Origin of the sequence: Paraburkholderia sp. J10-1, assembly GCF_905220165.1 — a bacterium.
Classification (GTDB): Bacteria; Pseudomonadota; Gammaproteobacteria; order Burkholderiales; family Burkholderiaceae; genus Paraburkholderia.
The window spans coordinates 12,973-36,792 of sequence record NZ_CAJMYW010000015.1 but is presented as its reverse complement, the minus strand read 5'-3'; the positions used below and the strand labels follow the sequence as shown (position 1 = coordinate 36,792).

Sequence of the window (23,820 nt, the reverse complement as noted above, 5' to 3'; positions counted from 1 at the left end):
AATGCTCTATACTGATCTCGTTTCGATCACAACGAAGTCGTTCTCGTGTGCATTGAGGCACATGGTCCACGCTAAAGGACCACTGTGTCGCAAGCGCCATTCAAACGGGCCTCCGGCCCTCGCGTAGCGGCTTAAAGCCCTCGCATCCATGCCGCCATCAGGCGGTTTCCTGCTTCAGCGCGCATCGATTTTCTCGACGCCGTTGAGCTGAACATGACAACCAGAAGAACGCGAATCGCGCGTTCACGCGACTGCCGCCACGTAGCCATCGTGCGCGGGCGGGCTGGCTTTCGTCCGCTTTTTTATCCGCTTTTTTGTCCGTTGTTTTCGTCGGTTCCAATCGCGGCCATGCCGGGATCACGAACTTCCTTCGCGGCGTCCCCGGCATCTTCATGGGCGTCCCCGCTGCGCAGCGTTGCGCCGCGCGGCACAAGAACAAGGAGGCGTACCTTCATGACTCGACGCTCTGCCCTGCTCGCGGGCAGCCTGATCGCCCTTGCCGCCATTGCCTGGGCACTTTCGCGCGCCATTGGCGCCGATACATGGCACAGCCACGCAGGCGACCTCGCCTACTACACCGGGCGGCACCTGCTGCTCGTCGGCTATTCGATGGCGCTCGCCATCATGGTTGGCGTGCCCGCAGGCGTGCTGCTTAGTCGACCGCGCTTCGCGCGCCAGGCCGAACGCTTCATGCAGATCTTCAATGTGGGCAACACGATTCCGTCGCTCGCGGTACTGGCCATTGCGCTCGGCGTGTTCGGCATCGGCGACATTCCTGCGATCGTCGCCCTCTTTCTCGCGTCGCTCCTGCCCGTCACGCGCAATACTTACGAAGGCGTGAAAAACGTGCCGGGCGCGCTGCGCGAAGCCGCGCGCGGCATCGGCATGACGGGATGGCAATCGCTCACGCGCGTGGAGCTGCCCAATGCGCTGCCCATTATCGTGGGCGGCGTGCGCACCGCGCTCGCCATTAACGTGGGCACGGCGCCGCTTGCTTATCTGATTGGCGCGGACAGCCTCGGCTCGCTCATTTTCCCCGGCATCTATCTGAACGATCAGCCCTTGCTGCTGCTCGGCGCCGCGTTCACCGCCGCGCTCGCGCTCGTGCTCGACGGCGTGGTCGCCGCCAGCAGTCATCAGTGGCTCTCGCGTCACGGAGGGCTCGTATGATGCTCACGTCACCCTTCCAACGCCTGCGCCGCTTCGTTCAAGCCTGCTTGCTCGGCGCGACGCTCGTTGCCGTCAGCACGCCCGCTTTCGCGCAGCCGAAGCTCGTTTTGGGCGCGAAAAACTTCACCGAGCAATACGTGCTCGCCGAAGTCACGGCGCAATACCTGCGTTCGCGCGGCTACACCGTGGAAGTGCGATCGGGCCTCGGCAGCACGCTCATGCGCAGCGCACTGGAAAATGGCCAGTTCGACCTCGTATGGGACTACACAGGCACTGCGGCACTCGTCTACGACAAGCTAACGGAAAAGCTCTCGCCCGAAGCAATGTACGAACGCGTGAAGACGCTCGACGCACCGCGCGGCCTCGTCTGGCTCAATGCCTCGCCGCTCAACGACACCTATGCATTAGGTCTGCCGAGCAAATTCGCCGGGGAAACGGGCATCACCACCGTCTCGCAGCTTGCGCAACGGCTGAAGACCGACCCAGAAGCCAGGCGCTACGTGTTCGGCATGGACGCCGAGTTCGCGAATCGCCCGGATGGCCTCAAGCCCCTGCTCGCCACCTACGACATGAGCTTCCGCCGCTCGCAGATGAAGCAGATGGACCCTGGCCTCGTTTACACGGCGCTGCATAACAATCAGTTGAAGATCGGCCTCGTCTACACCACGGACGGGCGCGTGAAAGGCTTCGGCATCGTACCGCTCGAAGACGACAAGCATTTCTTCCCGCCCTACAACGCCACGCCCGTGGTGCGCAAGGAAGTGCTGGAGCACAACCCGAAGCTGGCCGCGCAGCTCAATGCGCTTTCCGCCGCTCTCAACAACGACGTGATGCAGGACATGAACAAGGCCGTGGATCTGGACGGCAAATCCGCCCAGGAAGTGGCGGCGGATTTCCTGCGCACGCATTCGCTGCCTTGAAGGAGCCCGCATGAACGTATTCGACTATCTCGCTTCGAACTGGCCCGAACTGCTGCAACTCACGCTGCAGCACCTGTACCTCGTAGGCATTGCCGTGGGCTGCGCGATTGTTGCGGGCGTACCGCTCGGCGTGCTGATCAGCCGCCACGACTGGCTCGCCGCGCCGCTGCTGGGGCTCGCGACCATCATCCTCACGCTGCCCTCCATCGCGCTATTCGGCCTCATGATTCCCGTGTTCTCGCGCTTCGGGCAGGGTATTGGCGCGGTGCCCGCCATCACGGCCGTCTTCCTCTATTCGCTGCTGCCCATCATGCGCAATACGTACCTCGCGCTGCGCAACGTCGACGCTGGCATCAAGGAAGCCGGCACCGGCATTGGCATGACGTCGTGGCAGCGCCTGCGTCTCGTCGACTTGCCGCTGGCCGTGCCCGTGATTCTCGCGGGCGTGCGCACCGCGGTCGTCATGAACATTGGCGTGATGACCATTGCCGCCGTGATCGGCGCGGGCGGGCTCGGCACGCTGATCATCCGCGCCATTGGCCAGAGCAGCATGATGAAGCTGCTCGTGGGCGCGGTGCTCGTGAGCGTGCTCGCGATCGTCGCCGACCTGTTGTTGCAGATGCTGCAGCGCGCATTGACACCGAAAGGAGTACAGAAGACATGATCGAACTCGACCAACTCACGAAGACCTTCACGCAGAAAGACGGCCAGGCCGTGCGCGCCGTCGATTCGGTGAGCCTCTCGGTGGCCGAAGGCGAGATCTGTGTGTTCCTCGGCCCCTCGGGCTGCGGCAAGACCACCACGCTCAAGATGATCAACCGGCTGATCGAGCCGACCTCGGGCCGCGTGCTCATCAACGGCGAGGACACCACGGGCCTGAACGAAGTGGATCTGCGCCGCCGCATTGGGTACGTGATCCAGCAGATCGGCCTCTTTCCGAACATGACGATCGAAGAGAACATCACGGTCGTGCCGCGCCTGCTCGGCTGGGACAAGAAACGCTGCGCCGGGCGCGCGGCGGAACTGATGTCGATGGTCGCGCTCGACCCGAAGCTGTATTTGAAGCGCTATCCGCGTGAGCTTTCGGGCGGGCAACAACAACGCATCGGCGTGATTCGCGCGCTGGCCGCCGACCCGCCCGTCCTGCTCATGGACGAGCCGTTCGGCGCGGTCGATCCGATCAATCGCGAAACCATCCAGAACGAGTTCTTTCAGATGCAGCGGCAACTGAAGAAGACCGTCATCATGGTGAGCCACGATATCGACGAGGCGATCAAGCTGGGCGACCGCATTGCCGTATTCCGGCGCGGCAAGCTCGTGCAATACGACCATCCCGACACCCTGCTCGCGCGCCCGCACGACGACTTCGTCGCACAGTTCGTGGGTCAGGACAGCACGCTCAAGCGGCTGCTGCTCGTGAAGGCCCGCGACGCGGCCATGCAACCGGAAACCGCACGCATGAACACGCCGCTCGCCCACGCGTTCGCCGCGATGGACGAAGCCGATTGCCGCTACCTCACCGTGCTCGACGACGCGCGGCATGCGCTCGGCTTCGTGGCGCGGCGTGCCGCGCGCGGCGCCGAAGGCGTGTGCGGCGAACGCATCACGCCCTTCCCGGCCACGGTTTCCGTCGACGACAACCTGCGCATCGTGCTCTCGAAGATGTACCAGTTCCGCGCCTCGTGGATGCCGGTGCTCGACGCCGAAGGCGCCTACGTTGGCGAGATCACGCAGGATTCGATCGCCGACTATCTGAGCTCGGGCCGCTCGCGGCAGCAGACCGGACAGCCGCCGGGCGCGGCGGTGCGGCCGGTGGCTGCCATCGCGTGAGCGGCGGGTCATGCCAAAACGCGCTAGAACGTGGTGCGCAATCCGACCATGACACTGCGCCCGCCCTCGGGCGCGATGTCGCGCACCACGGAACTCGCATAGCGCACGTCCTGATTCGTGAGATTGTCGCCGCGCACGTACGCAAGCCAGTTCGTTGCGCCCACATGGAACTTGTACGTCAGCGCCAGCGCCAGCGTGGTGTAGCCTGCCGTCGGTAAATCGTCTTCGGGCACGCGGTTTTGCGCCCATGCGTGCACGAGTTCGGCGTGCGCGCCGAACGGGCCGTAGCCGTAGTCGGCGTTCAGCGTCGCGCGCAACGGCGCAATGCGCGGCAGCGGCGCGCCCGTGTCCGCGTTGCGCGCGTGCGTATAGTCGGCGGTCAAGCCAACGTCGAGACGATGTGCGCCGCGCTCGAGCACCCGCCAGCGCCCTTCCAGTTCCACGCCATAGAACTCCGCGGGCACGCCGCGATAAACGGCCTCGTTGAGCGCATCCGCGGTGCCGGCGGGCACGGGCGTGTCGTCGTCGTTCACGAGGCGGCCCGTGTTGTACTCCGTGAGGTAATTGCGAAAACGGCTGTAGAACACGCCCGCGCTCGCCTTGTTCGCACCGCGCGCATAGCGCAGCGAGAGATCCGTGGAAATGGCCTTTTCCTTCTGCGCGTCGGGGTTGCCGATCAAATACTGGCCGGTCGCGTCGTGCGGGCCGTTGGCATAAAGCTCATAGAAAGTCGGCGCGCGCTCGGTGTACGCGACGTTGCCCACCACCGACCATACCGGCGTGAGCTTGTAGAGCGCGCCCGCCGAGAGGCTGCCCGCGTTGAAGTCGCGCGATTGCGCGCCCGCGAACTTCGTGCCGTCTTCGCCCGCCACCGGATCGAGCTTCACATGTTCGATGCGCCCGCCCAGACTCAGCTTGAGCGCCGGCGTCACGTGCCACTCCTCCAGACCGAACAGCGCGACATTGGTGGTTTGCGTGGTCGGCACGAGCGCCTCATCGCCCAATGCCGAGAACGTGTTCTGGCTCACCTGCACGCCAAACGCGCCCTCCAGCGGCCCGAGCTTCGCGTGGCGTGCCTCGAGCCGCGCTTCGTAGCCGTGATTGCGGAACGTCGTGCTCGTTTCGCCGTTGTCGATCTCGCGATGTTCGTAGTCCGTATAACCGAAGTCGAACTTGAGCTGGCTGATCGGCCCCTGCAGGTTGCGCACTTCGGAGGCGAGCGCGACGTGGTCCTGATGCATGCGCAGGCGCACGTCGTCTTCGGCCACCGAGCCGTAGTTCGCGTCGAACCCGTTGTACGAGATGCCCGCGTAGCCGTCGGCCCAGGTGTACGACGAGCCGACCGCGCCGCCGTGCCAGCGGCCGTCGCTGTTCGGGATGCTGCCGTAGGGCTCGGCGGCATCGGGGCCGTCCAGCGCGCGTTGCTGCGCCGAGTGCGCGTAGCCGGGTATGCGCTGGTTGCTCGTGTCGCGGTCGAACGCGTCCACGTGGAAGGCGAAACCGCCGTTGCCGCCTTCCACCTGGGCTGCGCCTGCGCGCACGTCGTTCGCCCCGCCGTAGCTCGCATCCACTGCGCCCGTCACGCCCGAAACCGGCTCGCGCGGAATACGGTTGTCGATCGTGTTCACCACCCCGCCAATCGCGTTGCCGCCGTACAGCAGCGCAGCCGGGCCGCGCACGATCTCGACACGCTCGATCGAAAGCGGGTCTTGCGGCACGGCGTGATCGTATGAGAGCGACGAGGCGTCGAATGCGGCCACGCCGTTTTGCAGCAGGCGAATGCGGTCGCCGTCCATACCGCGAATGATCGGCCGCCCGACCAGCGGGCCGTAGGTCGTCGTCGAAACGCCCGGCAGACCGTCGAGCGTTTCCCCGAGCGAGTTGGCGCGGCGCAGGACGAGCGCATCGCCGTAAAGCGCGGTGGATGGCGTGGTGAGGTCGGTGTTGCCGAGCGGGTTCGCGGTGACGAACACCGGCGCGAGTGTCGCGCCGCCCGTCTGCGTGTCGGCGGCGCTCGTTTCAGGCGATTGGGCATGCGCGAGCACACCGCAAAGCGCGAGCGGCAAGGGAGCGAGCGGCAGGACGCGCGCGAAGCGCAGCCCCGCCAGCAGCGCGGATAAGGACGTAAATGGGATGGTCGCCACGATGTTTTCTTGTTTGCGTCGTTGGAGTGATGGGCGGCGAATGTCCGGGGCCGAGGCGGACGTACGTCGCACAGGGTTGTGGCTGCAGCTCGACGCGAATGTTACGTTATAACATTACCAATTGTGAAGGAAATTTTGACGGAGAGCTTTCAAGCCAGCGCCGCAATGCAAGAGCGAAATATCAGCAAACGTCGCCCATTGCCCCCCCAAGTCGCGTGAACTGCAGCGCTAATCGCAACGGACTTGCACGCGTCACCGCACGCGCGCATATTCCCCATACTGTCGGACGGACCCAACGGGGGCGCGCCATGGATCACTCGATGCGGCTCAAAAGCCTCTCCGCCGCCCTTTACGCGGTCGGCGCGATCGCCACCTTTGGCTTCTACCCGCTGATGGTGCTCTGGCCGTCCGGCTGGGCCTGGCACTCGGGCCACTCGGACTACTCGCTGATGATCGTCGGCATCTACGCCACGCTGGGCGTGTTTCTCATGCGCGCGGCGCGGCGTCCGCTCGAGCATTTGAGCCTGATCTGGTTCACGGTGTGGTCGAGCGTCGTGCACGGCGCGATCATGACGGTCCAGTCGTTCATGTCGCCCGGCCATCTCGGCCATTTGATCGGCGACGTGCCCGCGCTCTTCATCGTTGCCGCCGTGCTGGCCGCGCTCACGCCGCGCCGCGCGCAAGCGGGCGCGGGCGCGCCGCCCCAATCGAGCTTGCGGACGAATTGACGCAGCGCTCAACCTGGCGGCCTGTGCGCGGCACATGGCCGCGAACAAATGCGCTCCAAACGACCTGCTCGGTAATTATTACAAACCCCATGAATTCTGTAGTAACTTAAAAATATTCGGGTTCACCCTAAATCCAGGCCGCCAGCTGTCGATATGTAAGGTGACGCCCGTTGGCGGCAGCCTGCACCGATGGGCCGCCCCGCTTGCGTTGCCCTTGGTCAAAACGGTACAGACGCATGACACTCACCATTCGAGCGCGCATCGCCCTTACGTTCGCGCTTCTCGCCCTTCTGCTCACGGTTTCCGGCGTTCTTGGCTTCATCAGCACGGAAAAGGCCAATAGCGCCAACCGCGACACCTATCGCAACAAGCTCGCCGAATCCACGGCGATCGACAACGCGGAGATCTTCATCGCGCGCACGCGCCTCGTGCTCGACCGCGTGGCGCTGCACCCCGACGCGCCCTCGGTGCCCGACCAGTTGCAGCGCGCCGCCGGCTTCTTCCAGAACTCCGACGAGTGGTGGACGAAGTTCACGCAAATGCCGCACGAGAGCGACGAGTTGCCGCTGATCGCCGCGACCACCGAGCGGCGCACGGCCATGCGCAACGCGGTAACGGACTTCACGAAGGCACTCGAATCGGGCGACAAGGCCAGCGCCGACAACATCGCGATGACGCAGCTCTCCGACCTTTACAGCGCCATGAGCGCCGCAAACAACGAGGTCAAGCAGCACCTCTACAACAACGCGAAATTGCGTTATGAGGAGGCCGAAGCAAATTTCCATCTGTTCTCGGGCGTGAGCGCCGCGATGGTCGCGCTCGGCCTGCTCGGCGCGGGCCTTGGCTGGGTGATGCTGCGCCGCGCGATCATGGAGCCGCTCAATTACGCGCTCACGAGCCTCAATGAAATCTCCTCGGGCAATCTGAGCCAGACCGTGCGCGCGCAGCGCCACGACGAAATGGGCCTGCTGCTCGAAAACATCGAAAAGACCCGCAAGGAGCTGGGCTCCGTAACGGGCGCGGTGCGCACGGGCAGCGAGTCGGTTTCGGTGGCCACGCGCCAGATCGCGGCGGGCATGATCGATCTTTCGGCGCGCACCGAAGAACAGGCCGCGTCGCTCCAGGAAACGGCCGCGAGCATGAACGAACTGACCTCGGCGGTGAAGCAGAACACCGACAATGCGCGCCAGGGCAGCACGCTCGCGCAAACGGCGGCGAACGTGGCGTCGCGCGGCAGCGACGTCGTGCAGGACGTGGTGAGCACGATGAGCGAGATCGAAGGCAGCTCGCACAAGATCTCGGAGATCACGGCCATCATCGAAGGCATTGCGTTTCAGACCAATATCCTCGCGCTCAATGCGGCTGTCGAGGCTGCCCGTGCGGGCGAGCAAGGGCGCGGCTTCGCCGTGGTCGCGAGCGAGGTGCGTTCGCTTGCGCAGCGCTCGGCCGCGGCGGCCAAGGAGATCAAGGACCTCATTGCGAATTCGGTGGCAACCGTTTCGCACGGCACGGAACTCGTTACCACGGCGGGCGCGACGATGGCCGAGTTGCACACGTCGGTGCAGCGCGTCACCGCCATCATGAACGAGATCGCCTCGGCATCGGAGCAGCAGCAAAGCGGCATCGAGCAGGTCGATACCGCCGTCACGCAGATGGACGAAGTCACACAGCAAAACGCGGCGCTCGTCGAGCAGGTGACGGCTGCGGCCCAGGCGCTCGACACGCAGTCCACCAAGCTCGCCGGCACTGTGCAGGTGTTTCGCGTCGCCTGAGGCGCAAGCTGACGTACGTATGCGGCGCGAGCGCCTTCGCGGCCTCTTATAATCGGAAATCGAAGCTGCGGCGGGCAAGAATGAACACAGGCTTTGTCCCGCCGCCGCGCTTGATCGAGTTTTCGTACGCGAAGAGGAACGCCGCATGTATATCGCCATGAATCGCTTCAAGGTCGCACCGGGCTCCGAGGCCGCATTCGAGGAAGTCTGGGCCACGCGCGACACGCACTTGAAACAGGTGCCCGGCTTCATCGAATTTCATCTGCTCAAAGGCCCGCAACGCGAAGACCACGTGCTCTATGCGAGTCACACGATCTGGGCGAGCCACCAGCACTTCGAAGACTGGACGCGCTCCGAAGCTTTTCGCGCGGCGCACAGAAACGCGGGCAACGCGGGCGGCGCAAACCGTCCGGTCTACCTGAGCCACCCCGAATTCGAAGGCTTCGAAGTGGTGCAGACCGTGAAGTAAGCAGCGCACGCAAAGTCACGCAACCGTATCGGTAAATCCGTGCACGCGCTGTGCCAAAGCTACACGCTCGCAGCGCGCGCCGCCTCCTCGCGCGGCAACGCGCGGCACGATTCACGCGGCGATCGACGGCTGAAAAAAATGCCGCTGCGCCCCGCGCGTACCACGCCCCCCTCCTTGCCTTCCCCTGCAGCGCGTTGCTCAGCGCGCGCTTAGGCCCGAACCTTGCTTGATAGAAGCCCCTGCCCTTGCGCGCAACGGCGTTGGAAGCGCGCGCCACCGCGTCCCCCACCGACGAGCCCATGAAGAAAAAGACCGCTACCCGCATCGTAGAAGGACAGCCGTTTCCACTCGGCGCCACCTGGAACGGACGCGGCGTGAACTTCGCGCTCTTCTCCGCCAACGCGACAAAGGTCGAGTTATGTCTCTTCGACAAGAACGGCCTGCGCGAGATCGAACGCATCGAGTTGCCCGAATACACCGACGAGGTGTGGCACGTGTATCTGCCCGACCTCGAACCGGGCGCCATCTATGGGTATCGCGTGCATGGGCCTTACGAACCGCAGGCGGGCCATCGCTTCAATCCGAACAAACTGCTGCTCGATCCCTATGCGAAGGCGCACGTGGGCGCGCTGCGCTGGCATCCGGCCGTGTTCGGCTACACCATCGGCAGCCCCGACGGCGATCTCTCGTTCGATACGCGCGACAGTGCGCGCTATGTGCCGCGCTGCCGCGTGGTCGATCAGGGCTTCATCTGGCACCACCCGATGCGCGAGCGCGTAGCGCGCGAGCGCACGATCATCTACGAAACGCATGTGCGCGGCTACACGATCCGCCATCCCGACGTGCCGCCCGAAGAGCGCGGCACCTTCGCGGGCCTCGCACAAACGCCGGTGCTCGAATATATCCGCGGGCTTGGCGTGACATCCGTGGAGCTAATGCCCGTCCATACCTTCGTGAACGATTCGCACCTGCTCGAGCGGGGCCTCACGAACTACTGGGGCTACAACACCATCGGCTTCTTCGCGCCGGACCCGCGCTACTCTGTTGGCGCGCATGGCTCGATCGACGAATTCAAGAACATGGTGGACCGGCTGCACCAGGCGGGTCTCGAAGTGATACTCGACGTGGTGTACAACCACACGGCCGAAGGCAGCGAGCTCGGCCCCACGCTCTCGTTTCGCGGCATCGACAATGCTTCGTACTACCGGCTACCTGAAGACAAACGCTACTACATCAACGACACCGGCACGGGCAATACGCTCAACCTCTCGCACCCGCGCGTGCTGCAGATGGTCACGGACAGCCTGCGCTACTGGGTGCTCGAAATGGGCGTGGACGGTTTCCGCTTCGACCTCGCGACGATCCTCGGGCGCGAGCCCTACGGCTTCGACGAAGGCGGCGGCTTTCTCGACAGCTGCCGGCAGGACCCGATTCTCTCGAGCGTGAAGCTGATTGCCGAGCCATGGGACTGCGGGCCCGGCGGCTATCAGGTGGGCGGCTTCCCGCCCGGCTGGATGGAGTGGAACGACCGCTTTCGCGACACCACGCGCGCCTGGTGGAAAGGCGACGAAGGCATGGCCCCCGAACTCGCGACGCGCCTATGCGCCTCGGGCGACAGCTTCAACCGGCGCGGCCGGCGGCCTTGGTCCAGCGTGAACTTCGTCACGGCGCACGACGGCTTCACACTGAACGATCTGGTGTCGTACAACGAGCGCCACAACGAGGCCAACGGGGAGGAGAACCGCGACGGCCACGGCGACAATCTCTCGTGGAACTGCGGCGTGGAAGGCCCGACCGATGACCCCGAAATCCGTGCGCTGCGCGAGCGCCAGAAGCGCAACTTCCTCGCCACGCTGCTGCTCTCGCAGGGCACGCCCATGCTGCTGGCGGGCGACGAGTTTGGCCGCACGCAGCGCGGCAACAACAATGCGTACTGCCAGGACAACGAGGTGAGCTGGGTGGACTGGGAGGGCATCGGCGACACGGGCCGCGCGCTCGCCGACTTCGTGCGCAAGCTCACCGCGCTGCGCCACGCGCTGCCGGTGCTGCGCCGCAACCGCTTTCTGATCGGCGAGCACAATGCCACGCTCGACGTCACCGACGTCGAATGGCTTTCGCCTGCGGGCGTGCCGCTCGCCCATGAGCAGTGGGACGATCCCGCCATGCGTTGCTTCGGCATGCTGATCGATGGGCGCTCGCAAACGAGCGGCATCATGCGCCTCGCTTCAGACGCGACCATGCTCATCGTGTTCAACGCCTACCACGACGTGGTGGAATTCACGCTGCCTTCCGTGCCGGGCAACGATCAGTGGAACTGCCTCATCGACACGAACATGCCTGTGCGCGACGAGTTGCCCGAATTCGAAGCCGGCGATATCTACCAGGTCACGGGGCGTTCGCTGCTGTTGTTCGCGCTGCATGCACGCGGCGCGACGCAACGCGTGTTCGCCAGGCTGGAGGAAAATCTCACAGGATGAATGGCAGGCTTTTTCGCGGACTGGCGGCAAAGCCGCCGGACCGTTGGGCAACGTGTGGCGGGGCTGACAGTTAGTTGCACTATGAGGCGAACGACAGTTGCCTCACCGCAAGACCGCTGACATCGCCGACAAGCTATTGAGCGTGCGCACGAGGTACTCGGCGGTTGGCGCCACAAACCGGATCACGCTGCCCGCCGCGCGCTCGACACTTGGCCACTGCGAAAAGAGATCCGCAAGCGCAGGGGTCTGTGTATGCAGTTCGCACGTGCGCACACGTGGCGCCGCGCAGGCGCGGTCCCACCACGCGCCGTCGCTCGCGATCTGCCCCACGGCTTCGCGTGCGGCGTCGCGAATCCGCTCGCGGCTCGCGGCAGGCGTCAGCAGATCGCCGCTCACGTGGCCGCCGGCGTGCTTCACCACCACGAACTTCGCCTCGGGAAAAACGGGCCGCGTTTCGCGTTCGAACACATCGTCGCCGCTCAGGAGCGCCACCCGTGCGCCGTATTCCTGCGCAAGCGCGCCGTACAGCCCCGCCTCGCCCGTTTCGACGCCATCCACGAGCACGCGTGCGAACGCAAAACTATTGATGGTATGCGCAAGCATGCCGCGGCTTTGCGCCATGGCGTGATAGCCAATCATGAAAACGAGCGCGGGCCGGTGCTCGAGCCCCGCCATCATGCCGAGCATGCGCGGCTTGCCGAGTATGACGCGTGCGCGCGCATCGATTTCGTCGGGCAGCAGGTTGTTGAAGCCGCCATGCGAGTCGTTGACCCACACTTCGCTTGCACCGCCCGCGAACGCGCCTTCCACGGCCGCGTTCGCTTCGAGCGTCATCCAGCGGCGGGCGCGTTCATACTCGGGATTGCCGGCGCGCGTTTGCTGAACGTTGAACACACCGCCTATGCCTTCGATATCGACGGAAATCAGTACCTTCACGCTTGCGCCCCGCCTGAAAGCAGATCGGCGAGATCGGGCACCGCTTCGCGCAGCGCAAGACGCACGTGGCCATCGCGGCCCTGCACGGTGCTTGCGCTCCACAAGGCGTCGAGAATCGCTTGCTCGACGCAATCGGCGCTGGCCTGAAACAGCGCATCGAATTGCGAGTCTGCGAGCAAGGGCGGCAACGCGTAGGTTGGCGCGTCGTGCGCCAGTGTGTATGCCGTGCTGAACGCCAGTGAGATATCGCCGCTGCCGTGTCCATACACGGAGCCCGTGCGCGCGAGGCCCGCTGCCGCGCGCATCGACACGCGCCGAAGCTGCCGCGAGTCGAGCGGCGCATCCGTGGCGATCAGCATGATGATTGACCCCTTCTCGGGCGCCTGTGCCGCGCGATTCGACGCCGCGCGCGCCGCAAGTTCGCGCCCCACAGGCACGCCATCGATCGTCAACATGGGCAGGCGGCCGAAGTTCGCCAGCACGAGCGCGCCCACCGTGTACTGCACGCCCGCGGTCATTACCACGCGCGACGCCGTGCCAATGCCGCCTTTCAGGTCGAAGCTCGACATGCCACGGCCCGCGCCGACACTGCCGCGCGTAAAGTCAGCGCTCATAGCAGAGCAGGCAGCGACATAGTGTGCCTCGGTCACCGCCAGCGCCTGAAGATCGTTCAGATAGCCGTCATTGCATTCGAACACGAGCGGATTGACGGTCGGCAGGCCGCGCCCGATCTGCGGGTTCGCCGCGACCGCCGCACGAATCTGCGCTTGTGCAAGCGCGCCCACGCCGAACGTATTGGTCAGCGCAATCGGCGTTTCGAGCACACCCAGCTCTTCGAGCTGCATGAGCCCGATGCTCTTGCCGAATCCGTTGATCACGCAAGCGCTCGCCGGCACCTTCTCGCGAAAGAGGTCGCGTGCGTGCGGCATCACCACGCTCACGCCCGTTTGCACATCGCCCGCGTCCAGCGTGCAGTGACCCACGCGCACGCCGCTCACATCGGCAATCGTTCCCGTCGCACCGCTCGCCAGTGTGCCGATATGCGGCGCGGCATCTCCGTGATTCTTGCTCATGCGCGGTCCAGTTTCGGGTCGAGCGCGTCGCGCAGGCCGTCACCCAGCAGATTGAATGCGAGCACGGTGAGGAAGATGGCGAGGCTCGGGAACAGCGCGATATGCGGCGACGTGACCATGTCCGCGCGCGCCTCGTTGAGCATGGCGCCCCACTCCGGCGTGGGCGGCTGCGCGCCGAGGCCGATGAACGACAGGCTCGCCGCCGTGATGATCGAGGTGCCGATACGCATGGTCAGATACACGACCACGGACGACACCGTGCCCGGCAGAATGTGCCGCATGATGATCGTCCAGTCCGACGCGCCAATGCTGCGCGCGGCCTCGACATACGTGAGGTGCTTGAGCATGAGCGTGTTGCCGCGCACGAGGCGTGCGAACGCCGGAATGCTGAACACGGCCACGGCGCACACCACGTTGATCATGCCGTTGCCGAGAATCGCCACCACGCCGATGGCGAGCAGGATGCCTGGGAATGCGAACAACACGTCGGCCACGCGCATGGTGATGCGGTCCCACCAGCCTTCGTAGTAGCCCGCCAGCAAGCCGAAGAACGTGCCGACCACGGCGCCGAGCGCCACCGAAAGAAAGCCCGCCGCGAGCGAGATACGCGTGCCCGCGAGAATGCGGCTAAAAATATCGCGGCCGAGCGCGTCCACGCCGAACCAGTGGGCCGCAGAGGGACCCGCATTGAGCGAGTCGTAGTCGAAGTAATTTTCCGGGTCGTAAGGCACGAGATGCGGCGCGAACACCGCGATCACCACCAGCAGCAGCACGAACGCGCCTGCGCCAAGCGCGACATGCTGCTTGCGGAACTTGCGCCAGAACTCGCGCCATGGCGTGCGGATCGCCTCGTCCTGGGCGCGTACGACAACGTTTTGAGTCGTGCTCATGGCGTGCTCACCTGAATCGAATGGTCGGATTGATGACCGCGTACAGCACGTCCACGATCAGATTGATGACGATGAACTCGAGCGAGAACAGCAGCACTTCGGCCTGAATCACAGGGTAGTCGCGCATCGCAACCGAATCGACGAGCAGCCGCCCGAGGCCCGGCCAGTTGAACACTACCTCCACGACGATCGAGCCGCCCAGCAGGAAGCCGAACTGCAGACCCATCATCGTGACGACGGGAATCATCGCGTTGCGCAGGCAATGCTTGATCACCACCCATTGCTCGGCCACGCCCTTCGCGCGCGCCGTGCGCACGAAGTCTTCGTTGAGCACTTCGACGAACGATGCGCGCGTGAAGCGCGCCATCACGGCGGCCACGGCCGCGCCGAGCGTAATCGAAGGCAGCACGTAACTGCGCCACGAACCGTCGCTCACCACGGGCAGCCAGCCAAGGTGCACCGAGAACAGTTCCATGAGCGCCATGCCGAGCGCGAAAGCCGGAAACGAAATGCCCGACACCGCGAGCGCCATGCCGATGCGATCGGGCCAGCGATTGCGCCACACGGCCGAGACGATGCCGATGGCCATGCCGAACACCACGGCCCAGACCATGCTGGTGAGCGTGAGCAGCAGCGTGGGCATGAAACGCTCGCTAATTTCGGTGATGACCGGGCGCTTGCTGCGCATCGACACACCGAAGTCGCCGTGGGCGATGCGCACGAAGAAATGGAGAAACTGCTGCGGCAGCGACTGGTCGAGGCCGAGATCGGCGCGCACGAGCGCGACCGTGGCGTCGTCCGCTTCGGGACCGGCCGCGAGGCGCGCCGGGTCGCCCGGCAGCAGATGCACGAACAGGAACACCAGGATCGCGACGATCAGGAGCGTCGGCAGGAGACCCAGCGAGCGTTTGACAATGAAATTCAGCATGAGCGCGTTACTGCATCGGGGCGTGCGTGGCGCGCCAGACTCGAACGTTCCGGCGCGCCGCGCAACGCATTAGCGAATCGAGATCTCGTCGAAGTTGAACGAGCCGTCCGGCGCCACATACGCGCCGGCCAGGCGCTTGCTGCGGGCGTACACGACCTTTTCCTTCACGAGGAACACCCACGGCGCGTCGGCCCAGATGCGCTTTTGCGCGTCGGTGTACAGCGCCGTTTTTTGCGCGCGGTCCGTCGTTTCGAGCGCCTTCGCGAGATCCTCATCGACAGCGGGGTTCTTGTAGTACGCCGTGTTCATGAGCTTGGGCGGCCACGACGCCGAAGCGAGCAGCGGCGAGATGCCCCAGTCCGCTTCACCCGTGGACGACGACCAGCCGATGTAATACATGCGCACGCCCGCCGATGCCGCGTCTTGTGCGCTTTCCACGCGCGCCACCGCTGTGCCCGTTTCCAGCGCTTCGACGTTCGCCTTCACGCCCACTTGCGCGAGTTGCTGCTGCACGAACTGAATGGCCTTTTGCGCGGTCGAGTTGTTATACGCCGACCACAGCGTCGTTTCGAAACCGTTCGGGTAGCCCGCCTGCTTGAGCAGTTCGCGCGCCTTGGCCGGATCGTACGGCCACGGGCCGAGCTTGACCGAATAGTCCACGCCCTGGGGCAGCACGCCGTCCGAAGGCAGCGCGTAGCCCGCGAACGCGACCTTCGCGAGCGCGTCCTTGTTGATCGCATAGTTCAGCGCCTGACGCACGAGCGGGTTGTCGAACGGCTTCTTCGCGGTGTTCAGGCTGATATAGCGCTGGATGATCGAAGGCGTGGCGATCAGGTCGACCTTCGGGTTCGACTGGAATGCGCTCGCCTGCTCGAACGGAATGCGGAACGCGAAGTCGGCTTCGCCCGTGCGCATGAGCGCGGCGCGCGTGTTGTTGTCGGCCACCGGCTTCCAGTCGATCTCGTCGATCTTCGGGTAGCCCTTCTTCCAGTAGCCGTCGAACTTGTGCACGACGAGGTCGCCCGCCGGGTCCCACTTCACGAATGCGAACGGGCCCGTGCCTACCGGATGCAGGCCGATATCCTTGCCCCACTTCTTCATGGCCGCAGGCGAAATCATCACCGCCGACGGGTGCGCGAGCACGTTCACGAACGCCGAGAACGGCGCATTGAGCGTGACCTTCACCGTGTACGGATCGACCACTTCGGTCTTCGCGATGCGGCGGAACATGTTGTAGCGCTTCAGGTGATTCGCCGGGTCCGTCACGCGGTCGAAGTTCGCCTTCACGGCCGCCGCATTGAAGTCGGTGCCGTCCTGGAACTTCACCCCCTGGCGCAGCTTGAACGTGTAGGTGAGGCCGTCGCCGCTCACTTCATAGCTCGTGGCCAGCACGTTGGTGAGCTTCAGGTCCTTGTCGAAACCGAACAGGCCCTGGTAGAACGACTTCGAAACCGCTTGCGAGAGCGTGTCGTTGGCGTCGTACGGGTCGAGCGTCGAGAACGTCGAATCGACGGCCATCACAGCGCGCTGCTCGGCGGCTTGCGCGGACGTTGCGCCCGCGATCAGCGCGAGTGCGAGCGCGCTGCCCTTCATCCATGCTTTGACTTCATTCATCAATCAGGTCTCCATACCAATGAATCTTGTCGATTCAGCGAAATGATCCAGCTAAAATGCAAACGATTGCGTCGCACAATGGCGTATTCAGTAAGCACCGCCCACCCGATGCTTCGCAACGAAGTGACCGGGACCAACCGGCACGAGCGGCAACACTAGCGGCTCGTCGCCGGGGGCGCGAATCGGGCTCGGGAGTTCGTCGGCGGCAAGCACGCGCTTCGCGTGGCGGCGCGCCGGATCGGCGATCGGCACCGCACCCATGAGCTTCTTCGTATAGGCATGCTGCGGGTTTTCGAACACGGCGCGGCGCGGCCCGATCTCGACGATCTGCCCCAGATACATCACCGCCACGCGATGGCTCACGCGTTCCACCACGGCCATGTCGTGCGAGATGAAGAGGTACGCCACGCCCAGTTCCTGCTGCAGGTCGAGCATGAGGTTGACGATCTGCGCCTGCACGGAAACGTCGAGCGCCGACACCGACTCGTCGGCGACCACGACTTTCGGGTTCATCGACAGCGCGCGCGCAATGGCGATGCGCTGACGCTGGCCGCCCGAGAATTCGTGCGGATAGCGCCCCGCCGCCGATTTCGGCAAGCCCACGCGGTCGAGCAGCCATTCCACGCGCGCCTGCGCTTCCGCCCCCTTCGCGATACCGTGCACGAGCAGCGGCTCCATGATCGAGAAGCCCACCGTGAGGCGCGGGTTCAGCGAGGCGAACGGGTCCTGAAAAATGAACTGGATGTCGCGGCGCAAGGTTTGCAACGCGTGCCCGGTGAGGGTGCTGATGTTCTGGCCGCCGAACTCGATCGTGCCGCTCTGGCTCTCCACGAGGCGCAACAACGAGCGGCCCGTGGTCGATTTCCCGCAGCCGGATTCGCCCACCAGCGCGAGCGTTTCGCCCGCGTGAAGATCGAAGCTGACCTTTTCCACCGCGTGCACACGGCCGGTGACCTTGCCGAACAGACCGCTGCGCACGGGAAATCGCGTGACGAGGTCGCGCACGCGCAGAACTGGCGCAACGTCTGTTTTCGGCGCGTTCGCCTTGGGTTTTGAACCGGCGGCCGGGCGTGCCGCTTCGCTCATCGAAAGCAGCGAAAACTTCTCCGGCAAGTCGGTGCCCTGCATCGCGCCGAGCTTCGGCACGGCGGCGAGCAACGCCTGCGTGTAGCGATGCGAAGGCGCTGCAAAAAGCGTATCGGACGCGCCCTCTTCCACTTTCTCGCCGCGGTACATCACGAGAATGCGGTCCGCCACTTCGGCCACCACGCCCATGTCGTGCGTGATGAAGACAACGCCCATATCCATCTCGTCCTGCAGGCCGCGAATGAGCTGCAGGATCTGCGCCTGAATCGTCACGTCGAGCGCCGTGGTCGGTTCGTCGGCGATCAGGAGCGCGGGCTTGCACGAGAGCGCCATCGCGATCATCACGCGCTGGCGCATGCCGCCCGAAAGCTGATGCGGGTAGCGCTCCATCACGCGGCGCGCCTCGGGAATGCGCACGAGGTCGAGCAGGCGCAGCGTTTCGGCGCGCGCCTGCGTAGCGTTCATCTGCTGATGCAGCGCGATCGCTTCGCTGATCTGGTTGCCCACCGTGAACACGGGGTTCAGCGAAGTCATGGGCTCCTGGAAAATCATCGCAATGTCCGCGCCGCGCACCGAACGCATGGTCGACGCACTCGCACGCGTGAGATCGAGCACGCTGCCGTTGCGCCGGCGCAGCTCGATGCTGCCGCCCGCAATGCTGCCGCCGCCGTGCTCGACGAGCCGCATCAGCGAAAGCGACGTGACCGACTTGCCCGAACCCGATTCGCCGACGATGGCGAGCGTCTCGCCGCGATCGACATGGAACGACAGATTGCGCACGGCTTCGAACGTGCTCGCGCCGCGCTTGAACGATACGCGCAGATCACGAACGTCGATCACGCGGTTCGGCGGCAACGCGGCCTTTTCTCCGGCCAGTACGGTATCAAGAGAGTGCGAGGACATCTGCACGATGAGGATTCCTTCGTTTGATGCGCAAAGCGATGCGCCGCTTAAGCGTAGATCGACGCAACGGGCGCTTCGCCCACGCGCGCGTAGCCGCGATACATGCCTTCGGTGTTGAACGGCAGGACCACATTACCTTGTGCGTCCACTGCGATCAGGCCGCCGCGGCCGTCAATGCGCGGCAATTGCTCCATCACGACATTCGTTGCTGCTTCGGAGAGCGAAACGCCACGATATTTCATTTGCGCCGCCACGTCGTAGGCCGCGACCATGCGCATGAACATTTCGCCCGAGCCCGTGGTGGACACCGCGCAGGTGGCGTCGTCGGCATAGCAGCCCGCGCCAATCAGCGGTGCGTCGCCCACGCGGCCCACCTGCTTGTTCGTGATGCCGCCCGTCGAGGTCGCCGCCGCGAGGTGGCCGTGCGCGTCGAGCGCTACCGCCCCCACCGTACCGTACTTGCGGTTCGGGTCGATCGGCTCGTGCGGCAGGCTTTCTTCCGCTGCCTTTGCTGCGGCCTTCGCCTCAAGCGTTGCCCCGTCGTGATCGAGCATCGCGCGCGCTTCGCCGCGTGCGAGCTGCCACTGGCGGTAGCGCGCGTCGGTGTGGAAATAGCCGGGATCGACGAATTCGAGGCCCTGTGCCGCTGCAAACGCCTCCGCGCCTTCGCCCGTGAAGAGCACGTGCTCGCTCTTCTCCAGCACGCGGCGCGCCGCCAGCACCGGATTGCGCACGCGCTTCACGCAGCACACCGCGCCCGCTTCGAGCGTGCGGCCGTCCATGATCGAGGCGTCGAGTTCGTGCGTGCCGGCAGACGTGAACACCGCGCCATGGCCTGCGTTGAAAAACGGGCAGTCTTCGAGCAGGCGCACCGCTTCTTCGACTGCGTCGAGCGCGCTCCCGCCTTCGGCCAGGATGCGCTGGCCGGCCGCGAGAATGCGGCTGAGCGCTTCGAGATACTGGGCTTCGACTTCGGGCGCCATCGAGGCGCGCAGGATCGTGCCGGCGCCGCCGTGAATGGCAATGACTGCATTCGATTTCATGACTTCTTTTTCGTGGGGGAAGACGGGGCCGAAGGCGCGGGGCTCGCCTGCGCCGAGGTCGAGGAAAGCCACGGCAGCACCGATTCTGTGATGGCCGCAGCGGCAACGACGGAATCTTTCGCGCGCAACGCCACGGCGTCGCACAGCGCTTCGATGACAGCCAGCACCGCGGCTTCCGAGTTCGCCGCGAGGCGCCGTTCGGAGCGGATCAGCAGCATGAGATCGGCGAAGCGCGCGAGCGGCGAGTCGATGCTGTCGGTGAGCGCGAGCACGCGTGCGCCGAGCTTCGCGGCGTGGCGCGAGAGCTTGATCGTGTCGTCCACGTAGCGCGGAAACGCAATGCCGATCACGAGATCGTCCTTGTTCGCGCCGAGCAGCCGGCGCGCGGAATGCGTGGGACCGCCGACCGAGGAGAGCGCCTGCACGTTGTCCAGATAAGGCAGCAGCGCGTTCTCCATGATCCCGGCGAGAAACGCGCTCGTGCCCGAGCCGATCACGTACACGCGGCGCGCGCAAAGAATCGCGTCCACCGCTGCGGCGGCCGCTGCGCTGTCGATCGACTGGCGCGACAGGCGCAGGTTCGACTCGGCCTGCTCGAGCGACGCGCCGAACAGCTCCGCGCCGCTCGTGGGCGACTCCTGGGCGCTGCGCAACCGCTCGACCGGCGCGAGCGTGGCCTCGAAGCCGCGCACGAGCGCCTCGCGAAACTGCGGATAGCCGTCGAACCCGAGCGAGCGAGCAAAACGGTTGGCCGTGGCCACCGAAGCGCCCACCGCGCCCGCGAGTTCGTCGATTCGCATCGTCGCGGCATGGAACAGGTTCGCGAGCACGTATTCGGCCATGCGCCGGTGGCCGGGCGTGAGAACGGGCATCGCGGCGGTGATGCGCGCGACGATCTCGGCTTCGGGCGTGTCGGGAATTGACGGTCGGGTTGGCATACGTGGGCCGGAGTGAGGACGGCGAGTCCGTAAATGAAATTACATGAACGGATCTTAGTGAAAATTAATTTTCATCGCGCCCTGGGTTTACCCTATCCGAGAGAATCTAAAAGGAAATTGGCTTGACCGGGCGCAACGAGGCGCAAATTTGCGCGCCTCGAGCACGTTGCATGATTTTGGAAGGAGAACCCGGCAGAAGCCGGAAAGACACGTCGCCCACTGGCGAGACTACGGGAAAATTTAGGGAGCCGCACTTGCCGCCGGCAGGGCGCCAGCGGCAATCGAATCAGTCACATGAAAACGGCGTGCGCCGCTTCACGCATTCAACGCCACCATCGCCTTGGCGCCCGGCGCCAACCGCCACGTATTACGCCCCGCGCGCTTGGCTTCATACATTGCGGCGTCGGCCAGACAAAGCGGATCGTCGGCGAGCGCCTTGTTCTCGGCCTCGACGGAAAGCACCGCATGGGTGGCGTCCACCCTGCCCGCCGCCCCAGTCGCGCCGGTCAGCACGACACCCACGCTCGCGCTCGTTTCGATCACGCGCCCCGCAGCGACGAAGACCTTCGACACCTCGCGGCAAATGGCCGCCGCAATACGCTCGCCGGTGCGCGCGTCGCTCACGCCGCGGCTCGCCACCACGAATTCATCGCCGCCCAGGCGGCTCACCACGTCGCCCGTGCGCACGGTGGTGACGAGCCTGCGCGCGGTCTCCTTGAGCAGGGCGTCGCCCACGTCGTGGCCGTAGCGGTCGTTGATCGCCTTGAAGCCATCCATGTCGATGAAGAAGAGCGCGAACGGGCTGCCGCTCGCGCGCAGCTCGCACAGCGCCTCCTGCAACGCGCGCCGGTTCGCGAGGCCCGTGAGCGGGTCGATCAGCGCGCCCTCGCGCAGGCGCTGCTCGGTGCGGCGCTGCTCGGTCACGTCGTGCGCCATCACGTAGAAGCCGGTCACCTTGCCCTCGCGCCTGCACGGAATGTAGGTGGCCGACCATACGCGCTCGGAGTCGGCCCGGTAGCGCACCTCGTTGCAGGTCACGCGCTCTCCCGCGAGCGCGCGTGCGAAGAGCGGCTGCAACTGCGCGAACACTTCGGGGCGCAGCGTTTCGCTCAGGCTGCGACCGCGCAGCGCGGCCGGCTCCGCACCGAACACGCGCTTGAACGTCTCGTTGTTGAACTGGTAGCGAAGATCGCGATCGACCACGGCGATCAGCGCGGGCACGTTGTCGGTGATCGTCTGCAGCGCGTCGCGGCTGCGCCGCAGCTCCGCCGTGCGCTCACGCACGCGCGCTTCAAGCTCGACGTGATAGTTGCGCAGCGCCTCTTCGCTCTTCTTGCGGCCGGTGATCTCCTGCACGGCCGCGATGAAATGCAGCGGCGTGCCCGCCACGTCGCGCACGAGCGACACCGCGAGATTGACCCACACGGCCTGGCCGTCGGGCCGAAGGTAGCGCTTTTCGATCGCATACGTGGCCGCGCGTCCCGCGAGCAGTTCGGCCACTTGCGCGAGATCGGCGGCAATATCGGCCGGGTGCGTGACCGAAGCGAACGTGCGCCTACGCAGTTCGCTCTCGTCGTAGCCGATGATCTCGGAGAACTTCTGGTTCACGTCGAGAAAATGGCCGTCGAGACCGACCACGGCCTTGCCGATCGGCGTTTGCTCAAACACGGTCCGAAAGCGCGCCTCGCTGATGGCGAGCGAGCGGCGGTCACGCTCGTGCGCCGTGCGCGAGCGGTTCAACTGCCGGCGCAACTCCAGTTCGCGTTCGACCAGGTGCGCGAAGTCCGCGAGCTTCGCGCCCTGCGCTGCGTCGAACGTGCGCGGCTTTTCGTCGATGAGGCAAAGCGTGCCGACCACCTGGCCGTCGGCGAGACGCAGCGGCGAGCCCGCATAGAAGCGGATGTTCGGCGCGCCCGTGACGAGCGGGTTGTCCAGAAAGCGCTCGTCGTCCAGCGCGTCTTCCACCACGAGCATGCGCTTGCTCAGCACGGCGTGCGCGCAGAACGACACGTTGCGCGGCGTTTCGCACGCGGCCAGCCCATGGTGCGACTTGAACCACTGGCGGTCTTCGTCCACGAGCGAGATCAGCACGACCGGCATGTCGAACGCGAAAGCGGCGAGCCGCGAGATGCGGTCGAATGCCTCTTCGGGATCGGTGTCGAGTATGTCGAGTTGCCGCAGCGCCCGAAGGCGCACATCCTCATCCAGAGGAAGCGGAGCAGTGATCATCGTGGAGAGTCCCGGCTGGGCGGATACGGTTGGGTGGCGCGTTCCGCACCGGCGCGCCTCACTTTTCGGTTTACGGCCGGAACACGCAAAAACTGAAGCACGGCAATGTCCGAAGCACGCGCGCGGCGCGGCCCTCCGCGCCAGGCATTTCCCTTACGCAGAAGCCGGGAATTAAGCGCACGAACGTTCGGTATACGTGCAGTTGCGCAATCATCACTCCCTGCCGCCTTCATGCCCCTACCGCCCGCGCGGCCCGGCCCACGGCGCATCATGCCTCTCACCGCGCGGAAATCGTCACGCCACAATTGATTCGGCATCCGAATTACATGCCATTTTTAACCGGTTGGTTATCGTGTTGTGAAATCGATCAAGCCCTCAAAAAAAAGAGGTCTGGCGACTTCAGCAACGGTTTTTCATCGCCGTAAAAAGGGCAAAGCTCCACCCTTTCCGGTGTCACCATGAGAACCCTTGCGCAAACCCTGCGACTGAAACAGACCACTGGCATCGCCTCTGCGGCGCGCAATGCCGCTGGCCGCGGCACCAGTACCCGCATGAGCGCGGCGCCCCGTGCGCACCGTGCTCCGTTGCGCCGCGCTCATGTGCGTACCGGCACATCGCGTCACTACGCTGTGCGCCGCCTCGCGGCGCAGGCGCGCACGCGCAGAATCTA

General features: G+C 65.1%; 19 protein-coding genes. 8 read left to right on the top strand and 11 right to left on the bottom strand.

Going from position 1 to position 23,820, the window contains the following annotated elements:
* Positions 1–302 precede the first annotated feature (302 nt).
* Positions 303–455 carry a hypothetical protein gene (locus U5A65_RS32200; protein ID WP_321948886.1) on the bottom strand — a complete coding sequence of 51 codons (153 nt, stop codon included), beginning with the start codon at positions 453–455 and terminating at the stop codon, positions 303–305.
* Between U5A65_RS32200 and U5A65_RS32195 the strand changes: the two genes are divergently transcribed.
* The 4 genes from U5A65_RS32195 to U5A65_RS32180 are packed head-to-tail and all read left to right on the top strand — an operon-like array spanning position 454 to position 3,920.
* A complete protein-coding gene (locus U5A65_RS32195; RefSeq protein WP_321915055.1) occupies positions 454–1,170 on the top strand; it encodes an ABC transporter permease in 717 nt (238 codons plus the stop codon). The genes U5A65_RS32200 and U5A65_RS32195 overlap by 2 nt on opposite strands.
* Positions 1,167–2,090, top strand: coding sequence for a glycine betaine ABC transporter substrate-binding protein (locus U5A65_RS32190; protein ID WP_321948885.1), 924 nt, complete (start codon positions 1,167–1,169; stop codon positions 2,088–2,090). The genes U5A65_RS32195 and U5A65_RS32190 overlap by 4 nt, the downstream gene beginning before the upstream one ends.
* 10 nt (positions 2,091–2,100) lie before the next feature.
* Complete coding sequence (locus U5A65_RS32185; protein WP_321915056.1) at positions 2,101–2,754, top strand: ABC transporter permease; 654 nt, start codon at positions 2,101–2,103, stop codon at positions 2,752–2,754.
* Positions 2,751–3,920: an ABC transporter ATP-binding protein gene (locus U5A65_RS32180; protein ID WP_321948884.1), complete on the top strand. Its 1,170-nt coding sequence runs from the start codon at positions 2,751–2,753 to the stop codon at positions 3,918–3,920. Before U5A65_RS32185 ends, U5A65_RS32180 begins: the two co-directional genes overlap by 4 nt.
* Positions 3,921–3,943: 23 nt before the next feature.
* On the opposite strand, the gene U5A65_RS32175 is transcribed toward U5A65_RS32180, so the two are convergent.
* The gene (locus U5A65_RS32175) at positions 3,944–6,055 is read right to left on the bottom strand and encodes a TonB-dependent receptor (protein ID WP_415766025.1); all 2,112 of its coding nucleotides are present in this window, start codon (positions 6,053–6,055) and stop codon (positions 3,944–3,946) included.
* Positions 6,056–6,372: 317 nt separating this feature from the next.
* Between U5A65_RS32175 and U5A65_RS32170 the strand changes: the two genes are divergently transcribed.
* From U5A65_RS32170 to glgX, 4 genes are all read left to right on the top strand, one after another.
* Complete coding sequence (locus tag U5A65_RS32170) at positions 6,373–6,792, top strand: DUF6632 domain-containing protein (protein WP_415765995.1); 420 nt, start codon at positions 6,373–6,375, stop codon at positions 6,790–6,792.
* Positions 6,793–7,028: 236 nt separating this feature from the next.
* Positions 7,029–8,564: a methyl-accepting chemotaxis protein gene (locus tag U5A65_RS32165; protein WP_321915060.1), complete on the top strand. Its 1,536-nt coding sequence runs from the start codon at positions 7,029–7,031 to the stop codon at positions 8,562–8,564.
* A gap of 145 nt (positions 8,565–8,709) precedes the next feature.
* Complete coding sequence (locus tag U5A65_RS32160) at positions 8,710–9,033, top strand: antibiotic biosynthesis monooxygenase (RefSeq protein ID WP_321915061.1); 324 nt, start codon at positions 8,710–8,712, stop codon at positions 9,031–9,033.
* A 299-nt stretch (positions 9,034–9,332) separates the two neighbouring features.
* Positions 9,333–11,510 carry a glycogen debranching protein GlgX gene (gene glgX, locus U5A65_RS32155; RefSeq protein ID WP_321915062.1) on the top strand — a complete coding sequence of 726 codons (2,178 nt, stop codon included), beginning with the start codon at positions 9,333–9,335 and terminating at the stop codon, positions 11,508–11,510.
* 102 nt (positions 11,511–11,612) lie between these two features.
* On the opposite strand, the gene U5A65_RS32150 is transcribed toward glgX, so the two are convergent.
* The 9 genes from U5A65_RS32150 to U5A65_RS32110 all read right to left on the bottom strand — a co-directional run bounded on the left by U5A65_RS32150 (position 11,613) and on the right by U5A65_RS32110 (position 23,150).
* Entirely contained in the window at positions 11,613–12,446 is an 834-nt protein-coding gene (locus tag U5A65_RS32150) for a M55 family metallopeptidase (protein WP_321948881.1), read from the bottom strand.
* Positions 12,443–13,519: a P1 family peptidase gene (locus tag U5A65_RS32145; protein ID WP_321948880.1), complete on the bottom strand. Its 1,077-nt coding sequence runs from the start codon at positions 13,517–13,519 to the stop codon at positions 12,443–12,445. The genes U5A65_RS32150 and U5A65_RS32145 overlap by 4 nt, the downstream gene beginning before the upstream one ends.
* The gene (gene gsiD, locus U5A65_RS32140; RefSeq protein WP_321938846.1) at positions 13,516–14,409 is read right to left on the bottom strand and encodes a glutathione ABC transporter permease GsiD; all 894 of its coding nucleotides are present in this window, start codon (positions 14,407–14,409) and stop codon (positions 13,516–13,518) included. Before gsiD ends, U5A65_RS32145 begins: the two co-directional genes overlap by 4 nt.
* 7 nt (positions 14,410–14,416) lie before the next feature.
* Complete coding sequence (gene gsiC, locus U5A65_RS32135; RefSeq protein ID WP_321938844.1) at positions 14,417–15,337, bottom strand: glutathione ABC transporter permease GsiC; 921 nt, start codon at positions 15,335–15,337, stop codon at positions 14,417–14,419.
* Between the two features lie 69 nt (positions 15,338–15,406).
* On the bottom strand, positions 15,407–16,930 hold the full coding sequence (gene gsiB, locus U5A65_RS32130; RefSeq protein ID WP_321948939.1) for a glutathione ABC transporter substrate-binding protein GsiB: 1,524 nt from the start codon (positions 16,928–16,930) through the stop codon (positions 15,407–15,409).
* 108 nt (positions 16,931–17,038) lie between these two features.
* A complete protein-coding gene (locus U5A65_RS32125) occupies positions 17,039–18,940 on the bottom strand; it encodes a dipeptide ABC transporter ATP-binding protein (RefSeq protein WP_321948879.1) in 1,902 nt (633 codons plus the stop codon).
* A 47-nt stretch (positions 18,941–18,987) separates the two neighbouring features.
* Positions 18,988–19,983: an isoaspartyl peptidase/L-asparaginase gene (locus tag U5A65_RS32120; RefSeq protein ID WP_321915068.1), complete on the bottom strand. Its 996-nt coding sequence runs from the start codon at positions 19,981–19,983 to the stop codon at positions 18,988–18,990.
* Complete coding sequence (locus tag U5A65_RS32115) at positions 19,980–20,921, bottom strand: MurR/RpiR family transcriptional regulator (protein ID WP_321915070.1); 942 nt, start codon at positions 20,919–20,921, stop codon at positions 19,980–19,982. The genes U5A65_RS32120 and U5A65_RS32115 overlap by 4 nt, the downstream gene beginning before the upstream one ends.
* Positions 20,922–21,236: 315 nt before the next feature.
* Positions 21,237–23,150 (bottom strand): PAS domain S-box protein, encoded by a 1,914-nt coding sequence (locus U5A65_RS32110; protein ID WP_321948878.1) that lies wholly within the window; start codon positions 23,148–23,150, stop codon positions 21,237–21,239.
* Between the last annotated feature and the right edge of the window lie 670 nt (positions 23,151–23,820).

Excerpts from the sequence above, each read along its gene's own strand:
- U5A65_RS32195 (WP_321915055.1), top strand. The coding sequence starts at position 454 with ATGACTCGACGCTCTGCCCTGCTCGCGGGCAGCCTGATCGCCCTTGCC.
- U5A65_RS32200 (WP_321948886.1), bottom strand. The coding sequence starts at position 455 with ATGAAGGTACGCCTCCTTGTTCTTGTGCCGCGCGGCGCAACGCTGCGC.
- U5A65_RS32190 (WP_321948885.1), top strand. The coding sequence starts at position 1,167 with ATGATGCTCACGTCACCCTTCCAACGCCTGCGCCGCTTCGTTCAAGCC.
- U5A65_RS32185 (WP_321915056.1), top strand. The coding sequence starts at position 2,101 with ATGAACGTATTCGACTATCTCGCTTCGAACTGGCCCGAACTGCTGCAA.
- U5A65_RS32180 (WP_321948884.1), top strand. The coding sequence starts at position 2,751 with ATGATCGAACTCGACCAACTCACGAAGACCTTCACGCAGAAAGACGGC.
- U5A65_RS32170 (WP_415765995.1), top strand. The coding sequence starts at position 6,373 with ATGGATCACTCGATGCGGCTCAAAAGCCTCTCCGCCGCCCTTTACGCG.
- U5A65_RS32165 (WP_321915060.1), top strand. The coding sequence starts at position 7,029 with ATGACACTCACCATTCGAGCGCGCATCGCCCTTACGTTCGCGCTTCTC.
- U5A65_RS32160 (WP_321915061.1), top strand. The coding sequence starts at position 8,710 with ATGTATATCGCCATGAATCGCTTCAAGGTCGCACCGGGCTCCGAGGCC.
- glgX (WP_321915062.1), top strand. The coding sequence starts at position 9,333 with ATGAAGAAAAAGACCGCTACCCGCATCGTAGAAGGACAGCCGTTTCCA.
- U5A65_RS32145 (WP_321948880.1), bottom strand. The coding sequence starts at position 13,519 with ATGAGCAAGAATCACGGAGATGCCGCGCCGCATATCGGCACACTGGCG.
- gsiD (WP_321938846.1), bottom strand. The coding sequence starts at position 14,409 with ATGAGCACGACTCAAAACGTTGTCGTACGCGCCCAGGACGAGGCGATC.
- gsiC (WP_321938844.1), bottom strand. The coding sequence starts at position 15,337 with ATGCTGAATTTCATTGTCAAACGCTCGCTGGGTCTCCTGCCGACGCTC.
- gsiB (WP_321948939.1), bottom strand. The coding sequence starts at position 16,930 with ATGAAGGGCAGCGCGCTCGCACTCGCGCTGATCGCGGGCGCAACGTCC.
- U5A65_RS32125 (WP_321948879.1), bottom strand. The coding sequence starts at position 18,940 with ATGTCCTCGCACTCTCTTGATACCGTACTGGCCGGAGAAAAGGCCGCG.
- U5A65_RS32120 (WP_321915068.1), bottom strand. The coding sequence starts at position 19,983 with ATGAAATCGAATGCAGTCATTGCCATTCACGGCGGCGCCGGCACGATC.
- U5A65_RS32115 (WP_321915070.1), bottom strand. The coding sequence starts at position 20,921 with ATGCCAACCCGACCGTCAATTCCCGACACGCCCGAAGCCGAGATCGTC.
- U5A65_RS32110 (WP_321948878.1), bottom strand. The coding sequence starts at position 23,150 with ATGATCACTGCTCCGCTTCCTCTGGATGAGGATGTGCGCCTTCGGGCG.